The sequence below is a fragment of the Rhodococcus sp. NPDC054953 genome (assembly GCF_053609225.1).
In genome coordinates, this window is sequence record NZ_JBSGXD010000002.1 from 57,862 (window position 1) to 64,250 (window position 6,389).

Annotated in this window: 7 protein-coding genes; 3 read left to right on the forward strand and 4 right to left on the reverse strand. The window is 71.2% G+C overall.

Annotated features, from left to right (window positions below; all coding sequences use genetic code 11):
* Positions 1–30 precede the first annotated feature (30 nt).
* Positions 31–912 carry an A/G-specific adenine glycosylase gene (locus ACWF62_RS01885; protein ID WP_452629299.1) on the reverse strand — a complete coding sequence of 294 codons (882 nt, stop codon included), beginning with the start codon at positions 910–912 and terminating at the stop codon, positions 31–33.
* 79 nt (positions 913–991) lie between these two features.
* On the opposite strand from ACWF62_RS01885, the gene ACWF62_RS01890 reads away from it, so the two are divergent.
* Both ACWF62_RS01890 and ACWF62_RS01895 read left to right on the forward strand, forming a co-directional pair.
* Positions 992–1,624 carry a carbonic anhydrase gene (locus ACWF62_RS01890; protein ID WP_452629300.1) on the forward strand — a complete coding sequence of 211 codons (633 nt, stop codon included), beginning with the start codon at positions 992–994 and terminating at the stop codon, positions 1,622–1,624.
* Positions 1,625–1,695: 71 nt separating this feature from the next.
* Complete coding sequence (locus ACWF62_RS01895) at positions 1,696–2,382, forward strand: hypothetical protein (protein WP_378507448.1); 687 nt, start codon at positions 1,696–1,698, stop codon at positions 2,380–2,382.
* A gap of 77 nt (positions 2,383–2,459) precedes the next feature.
* Here ACWF62_RS01895 and disA read toward each other — a convergent pair whose 3' ends face one another.
* Entirely contained in the window at positions 2,460–3,539 is a 1,080-nt protein-coding gene (gene disA, locus ACWF62_RS01900; RefSeq protein WP_378507447.1) for a DNA integrity scanning diadenylate cyclase DisA, read from the reverse strand.
* 98 nt (positions 3,540–3,637) lie between these two features.
* On the opposite strand from disA, the gene ACWF62_RS01905 reads away from it, so the two are divergent.
* A complete protein-coding gene (locus ACWF62_RS01905; RefSeq protein WP_378507446.1) occupies positions 3,638–4,198 on the forward strand; it encodes a PaaI family thioesterase in 561 nt (186 codons plus the stop codon).
* Positions 4,199–4,208: 10 nt separating this feature from the next.
* Here ACWF62_RS01905 and radA read toward each other — a convergent pair whose 3' ends face one another.
* Both radA and ACWF62_RS01915 read right to left on the reverse strand, forming a co-directional pair.
* Entirely contained in the window at positions 4,209–5,609 is a 1,401-nt protein-coding gene (radA, locus tag ACWF62_RS01910; RefSeq protein ID WP_378507445.1) for a DNA repair protein RadA, read from the reverse strand.
* A gap of 64 nt (positions 5,610–5,673) precedes the next feature.
* Complete coding sequence (locus ACWF62_RS01915) at positions 5,674–6,201, reverse strand: gamma carbonic anhydrase family protein (RefSeq protein ID WP_452629301.1); 528 nt, start codon at positions 6,199–6,201, stop codon at positions 5,674–5,676.
* Between the last annotated feature and the right edge of the window lie 188 nt (positions 6,202–6,389).

Sequence of the window (6,389 nt, forward strand, 5' to 3'; positions counted from 1 at the left end):
AGGCGCACCGCCGCCCGGCCCCCGGGCTCGTCAGTGCTCGGGGCCGCCCTCGCCTGCCAGTGCGAACAACCCGTCCTCGGTCTGTTCGATCAGCCCGTCCACCAACAGCGACCCCAGCGCGCGGTCCCGCTGGGTCGGGTCGGCGTGCCACACCAGATCCAGGCGGGCGCGTTCGACGGGGACGTGACTCTCGCGCAGCACGCCGAGCAGCAGGCCGCGCACCTGCCGGTCGGTGCCCGCGAACCGCTGCACCTTCCGCGGCGGGCCGGTGTGCGCGGGGCGGCCCGCGGCCACCCAGGCGCAGTCCGTCAGCGGACACTGGTCGCAGTCCGGCGTGCGGGCGGTGCACACCGTCGCACCGAGCTCCATCAACGCGGCGGAGAACACCGCGGCGCGGGCGCGGGTGCGGGGTAGCAGCGCCTCGGTGTCGGCGAGGTCCCTGCGGGTGGACGGATTCCCCGGTTCGGCGGACCCGTGCACCGCGCGGGCGACGACCCGTCGAACATTGGTGTCCACCACCGGAACTCGTTGACCGTAGGCGAAGCAGGCGACGGCCCGGGCGGTGTAGTCGCCGATGCCGGGCAGGGTGAGTAGCACCTGCACGTCGGCCGGGACCGCGTCGTCGTGGTCGGCGGCGAGGACGCCCGCGCACTCGTGCAGCCGCAGCGCCCGGCGCGGATAACCGAGCCGACCCCAGGCGCGCAGCACCTCGCCCTGGCTGGACGCGGCCATCGCCGACGGCACCGGCCAGCGCTGCACCCACTGCTCCCAGATCGGGGCAACCCGGGCCACCGGCGTCTGCTGCAGCATGATCTCGCTCATCAGGATGTGCCAGGCGGTCACGTCGTCGCGCCGCCAGGGCAGGTCACGGGCCGCACGCTCGTACCAGCCGATCAGCGCGGAGGAATTCACCGGAACGTCACACCTGTCCTTCGTCGATTCACCAGGTCGCCGCCATGTCCGATTCGGGGCCGGGTGCACAATGGCGGGCATGCCGAATTCGAACCCCACTTCAGCCTGGAAGTCCCTCACCGAGGGTAACGAGCGTTTCGTCAACGACGCCCCGCTGCACCCGAACCAGGGGATCGCGGACCGCGCGAAGCTGGTGGACGGCCAGCACCCGACGGCGGTGATCTTCGGCTGCGGCGACTCGCGGGTCGCCGCCGAGCTGATCTTCGACCAGGGACTCGGTGACTCGTTCGTGGTCCGCACCGCAGGCCACGTCGTCGACACCACCACCCTCGGCTCCATCGAGTTCGCCGTCGAGCTGCTCAACGTTCCGCTGGTCGTTGTGCTCGGCCACGACAGCTGCGGTGCGGTCAAGGCCACCCTCGATGCCCTCGACAACGTGAACATCCCGGGCGGGTTCATTCGCGACATCGTCGAGCGCGTCACCCCGTCGATCCTCAAGGCCCGCCAGGACGGCGTGTCCGAGGTCGACGAGTTCGTTGGCAGGCACGTGATGGAGACCGCGGAACTGCTGATGCAGCGGTCCCGGATCATTGCCGATGCGGTCGACGCGGGCCGGTGCGCGATCGTCGGGGTCACCTACAAGCTCGCCGACGGCGGTATCCGCCTCCGCGGCGTGATCGGCGATGTTGGCGAGACGGTCGAACAGGTCTGACGGCCACCCGGAGGGCGACACGCCGGACCTGGTGGGTGATGCGGCTACCCCGGACCAATACCGTGTTAGCCGTGATGGAACCGTCCGGGCCGCTGCCCTCCGAGATCTACTGGCGACGTCGCTGGCTTGCCATCGGTGCAGCGGTCGTCGCGCTGGTCCTGCTGATCTGGATCGTCACCGCCCTCCGCGGCGGTGGCGACGACGATCCGACCGCCGAGGCGGCGGCCGCGAGCTCGTCCCTGACGTCGACGACCGCCGCCTCGGACACCACGTCCGCCACCGAGTCCGGTGCCGCGGACGGCGGCGAGTCGACGACCGAATCGGGCGACGACGCCCCGTCGGGCACCGCTGCCGCTGCACCGGCGGGTCAGTGTGCCGACAGCTCCCTCGCCATCAAGGTCAGCGCGGACAAGGCGACCTACCAGGCCGGGGAGGAACCCGAGTTCGGGATCGTCGTCACCAACATCGGCAACGCGTCGTGCGACCGGGATCTCGGCGCGGGCATGCAGCAGGTCCTCGTGTACAGCCTGGACGGCCAGCAGCGACTGTGGTCGAACAACGACTGCTACCCGAACTCGACCCCCGACGTGCGGACCCTCAAGCCGGGCGAGCAGGCCGCGTTCACGGTCAAGTGGTCCGGCTCGACGTCCGAGCCGGGGTGCGCGGCGCCCCGGACCCCGGTCGGCGCCGGCGCCTACTCCGTCGTCGGCCAGCTGGGGAACCTGCGTAGCTCCCCGGAGCCGTTCAACCTGAGCTGAGCTCCCGCCCGTCGGCCCCGCCCGTCCGCCGAGTGAACGGAACCGTTCAGTCGATCTAATCGAGTGAACGGAAGCGTTCAGTCGAACGGTCCCGCGATCGAGGTTTCGGCGAGCCGGGACAGGCCCTCCCTGATATGGCGGGCCCACAGGCCGCCGATCCCGTCGACCGACTGCAGGTCGGCGGCCGTCGCGGCCAGCAGGCCCTGCAGCGTCCCGAACGACGCGACCAGCCGGTGCACCTGGTGGAACTGCAGCCGCGGCACCCGCGCCAGCACCCGGTAGCCGCGCGGGCTCATCGGTGCGTCGAGGGCCTCGATCGTCGCCGGGTATCCGAATGCCCGTGCCAGGGTGGTCAGGTCCAGCAGGTCCGCGTCGGTGAGCTCGTCCAGCGCGGCGAGGGCACGCTCGACCGCCTCGGTGGATGGTTGGCCGGTGCCCGCCAGGTAGTCGCGCGCCACCAGCTGCCTGGCCACATCGTTGTCCCCGACGAGTTCCTCGAGTTGCAGCGCGAGTTGCCTGCCGTCGGTGCCGAGTTCGAGCACGTCGCGTTCGATTTCCACCGACACCCGACGCACCATCTCCAGCCGCTGTGACACGGTCAGCGCGTCGCGGAGGGTGACGAAGTCCTCGATCTCGACGACCGAGAGGGCGTTGGTGACCTCGGTGAGGCGCGACTTGTACCGCTCCAGGGTGGCGACCGCCTGGTTCGCGCGGGACAGGATCGTCGGCGACCCCTCCAGCACGTGCCGTACGCCGCCGACGTACACCGAGACGATGCTCATCGACTGGCTCACCGACACCACCGGGTACCCGGTCTGGATCGCGGTCCGCTCCGCCGCCCGGTGCCGGGTGCCGGACTCGACGGTGGGGATCTTGTAGTCCGGGACGAGCTGCACGTTCGCGCGGACGATCCGGGTGCCATCGGTGGACAGCACGACGGCACCGTCCATCTTCGACAGTTCCCGCAGTCGGGTCGGGGCGAACTCCACGTCGAGTTCGAACCCGCCGTCGCAGAGTTCCTCGATCTGCGGGTCGTAGCCGAGCACGATCAGCGCACCGGTGCGTCCGCGCAGAATGCGTTCGAGCCCGTCCCGCAGTTCCGTCCCCGGCGCCAGCCTCGCGATCGTCTCGCGAAGCGTGGCCGCGGTGACCTCCATCGCCGTCCCCCCCTTGCCTCGCCGTCGCCGAGTGGCGCGTGCCGGTGCGCGGGAGGCCGTCGTCCCGCGCAACTGTGTCGCGACTAGATTACCGAGACATGAGCGGTACCTGGACGTTGCCTGATGATCTCGAGATTCCCACCCGACCGGATTTCTTCCCGGAGCCCGGCGGAGCACTGCCCCAGCACTGGGCGAAGTGCTTCGGGTGCGGTGACGACCAGCCCACCGGACTCGTCATGCACTTCACCGCGACCGAGGGCATCGAGGTGGTCGGCAGGCTGACCGTCGCGTCCCGCTACCAGGGCGGCCCCGGCGTGATCCACGGCGGGATCCTCACGACCGCGTTCGATGAGACGCAGGGCATGGCGTGCATGGTGCTCGGCGTGCCGGTGGTGACCGGGCACCTGCAGATCGACTTCGCCCGGCCGATCCCGCTCGGGTCGGTGCTCGAGTTCCGAGCCCGGATCGACGGTCTCGTCCGGCGGAAGGCGTACACCAGTTCCGAGGTCCGGATCGTGGAGGGGCCCGCGGCGAGCGACGAGGTGGCCGCGACGTCGCGGGGCCTGTTCCTCACCATCAAGCCCGAGCACTTCACGCCGATGGCCGAATTCGTCGACGGGGAGCCCACCGCACCGAGCTTCGGCAATTCGACGCTGTAGGACCTGCCTCCTAGACCACCTCCATCCGGCGCGGCACCGCGCGCAGCGCCTCCCTGATGGTCGCGACCTCGTCGACCCGCATGCCCTTCGGATGCGGGCCGGAGTCGCGCGGCACCACGGCATGAGTGAAGCCGAGGCGTTTGGCCTCGGCGAGCCTGCGTCCGACGGCGGTGACCCGGCGGACCTCGCCTGCCAGCCCGACCTCGCCGAGCACCACGAGCCCGGACGGCAGCGGCTTGTCACGGTCGGCGGACACGATGGCCAGCGCCAACGCCAGGTCGGCGGACGGTTCGGTCAACCGCATCCCGCCGACGGTGGCGGCGTACACCTCCTTGTCGTGGGTGCGGATGCTCGCGTGCTTGGCGAGGACCGCGAGGACCATCGCGACCCGGGCGGCGTCCATGCCGCTCACCGCGCGGCGCGGTGACGGGTTCTGCGTCGGCACGACCAGCCCCTGCACCTCCCCGAGGAGGGCGCGTTTGCCGTCCATCGCGACGGTCACCGCGGTCCCGGGGGCGGTGTCGTCGCGGTGGTGGAGGAACAGGCCGGACGGGTCGGTGACGCATTCGATGCCGTCCTCGTGCAGTTCGAAGCAGCCGACCTCGTCGGCCGACCCGAACCGGTTCTTGACCCCGCGGAGCATCCGCAGCGTCGAATGCTTGTCGCCCTCGAAGTGCAGCACCACGTCCACCAGGTGTTCGAGGGCGCGGGGGCCCGCGACGGCGCCGTCCTTGGTGACGTGCCCGATGAGCAGCACCGGGATGCCGCTGGTCTTGGCGAGGGTGGTCAGGGCCGCGGTGATCGCGCGGACCTGCGTCACCCCGCCGGTGACGCCGTCGACGTCGGCGGCGAGCATCGTCTGCACCGAGTCGACGATCAGCAGGGTCGGCTTCACCTGCTCGACGTGCCCGAACACGGTCGCGAGATCCGATTCCGCCGCCAGGTACACCCGGTCGTGGACCGCGCCGGTGCGGTCGGCGCGCAGACGCACCTGGCCTGCCGATTCCTCGCCCGTCACGTAGAGGGACCGGTCGTCGGGGCCTCGGCGCGCCCAACGGTGCACCACCTCCAGCAGCAGCGTCGACTTGCCGACACCGGGCTCGCCGGCGAGCAGCACCACCGACCCCGGCACGATCCCGCCGCCCAGCACCCGGTCGAGTTCGGGCACGCCGGTCGGTTTGGCCCGGCTGACGGTGGCACTGACCTGAGTCAGGGGGGTCGCGGGCGAGGTGGGCGTCAGCCCGGTGCCCGCACGGGCGGCGCTGGCGCCGGGCCGGTTGGCGACGGCGGTGAGGACGGGCGCGGCCTCCTCGACGGACCCCCACTCACCGCATTCCGGGCAGCGGCCGACCCACTTCGCGACGGCGTACTGGCAGGCGGTGCAGCGGTAGCTGGTCTTCGGTTTGGCCACGCCGGTGAGCCTAGGACCCGGCACCGACATTTAGCCTGACGGCGGGGCTCGCGGGCGGGTTCGGTCAGGAGACCGTCGCGGACCGGTGCTTCGCGGCGAGGGCCCGGTACCCCTCCGCGTTGTGCCCGACGTGCGCGACCTCCTCGTCGGTGAGTTGGCGCCGCACCTTCGCGGGCACCCCGGCGACCAGCGACCGGTCCGGGATCTCGGTGCCCTCGAGGACCACCGCGCCCGCCGCGACGAGGCAGTGCGCGCCGAGGCGGGCACCGTTGAGGACGACGGCGCCCATCCCGATCAGCGTGGCGTCGCCGATGGTGCAGCCGTGCAGGACCGCGTTGTGCCCGACGCTGACGTTCGCGCCGACCGTGAGCGGCAGCCCGGGATCGGCGTGCAGCGTGACGTTGTCCTGGATGTTGCTTCCGGTGCCGACCGTGATCGATTCGGCGTCGCCGCGCGCGACCGCGCCGTACCAGATGCTGGCCTGCTCGCCGAGGGTCACGTCACCGATGACGGTGGCGGTCGGTGCCAGCCATGCCGAGTCGGCGACGGTTGGCGTCGCGTCGTCGAAGGACACCACGTGCGGACCGGTCATGCGCTTCTCCTGATCGTCGGTCGAGCAGACTGTGCTGCACTCTATTTCGCGCTGCCCCCGGAACGACCGTGGGACCCAAACCGGGGCAAGGCGGGGGGCACAGGGGGGGGTTGGGCCAGTGGCCCCCGACAAACTTCGCCAACGTGCCGGTGTCCCCGTTTCCCGAGAAGTCGGACCCGCGGTGGTCT

Excerpts from the sequence above, each read along its gene's own strand:
- ACWF62_RS01905 (WP_378507446.1), top strand. The coding sequence starts at position 3,638 with ATGAGCGGTACCTGGACGTTGCCTGATGATCTCGAGATTCCCACCCGA.
- ACWF62_RS01915 (WP_452629301.1), bottom strand. The coding sequence starts at position 6,201 with ATGACCGGTCCGCACGTGGTGTCCTTCGACGACGCGACGCCAACCGTC.
- disA (WP_378507447.1), bottom strand. The coding sequence starts at position 3,539 with ATGGAGGTCACCGCGGCCACGCTTCGCGAGACGATCGCGAGGCTGGCG.
- ACWF62_RS01890 (WP_452629300.1), top strand. The coding sequence starts at position 992 with ATGCCGAATTCGAACCCCACTTCAGCCTGGAAGTCCCTCACCGAGGGT.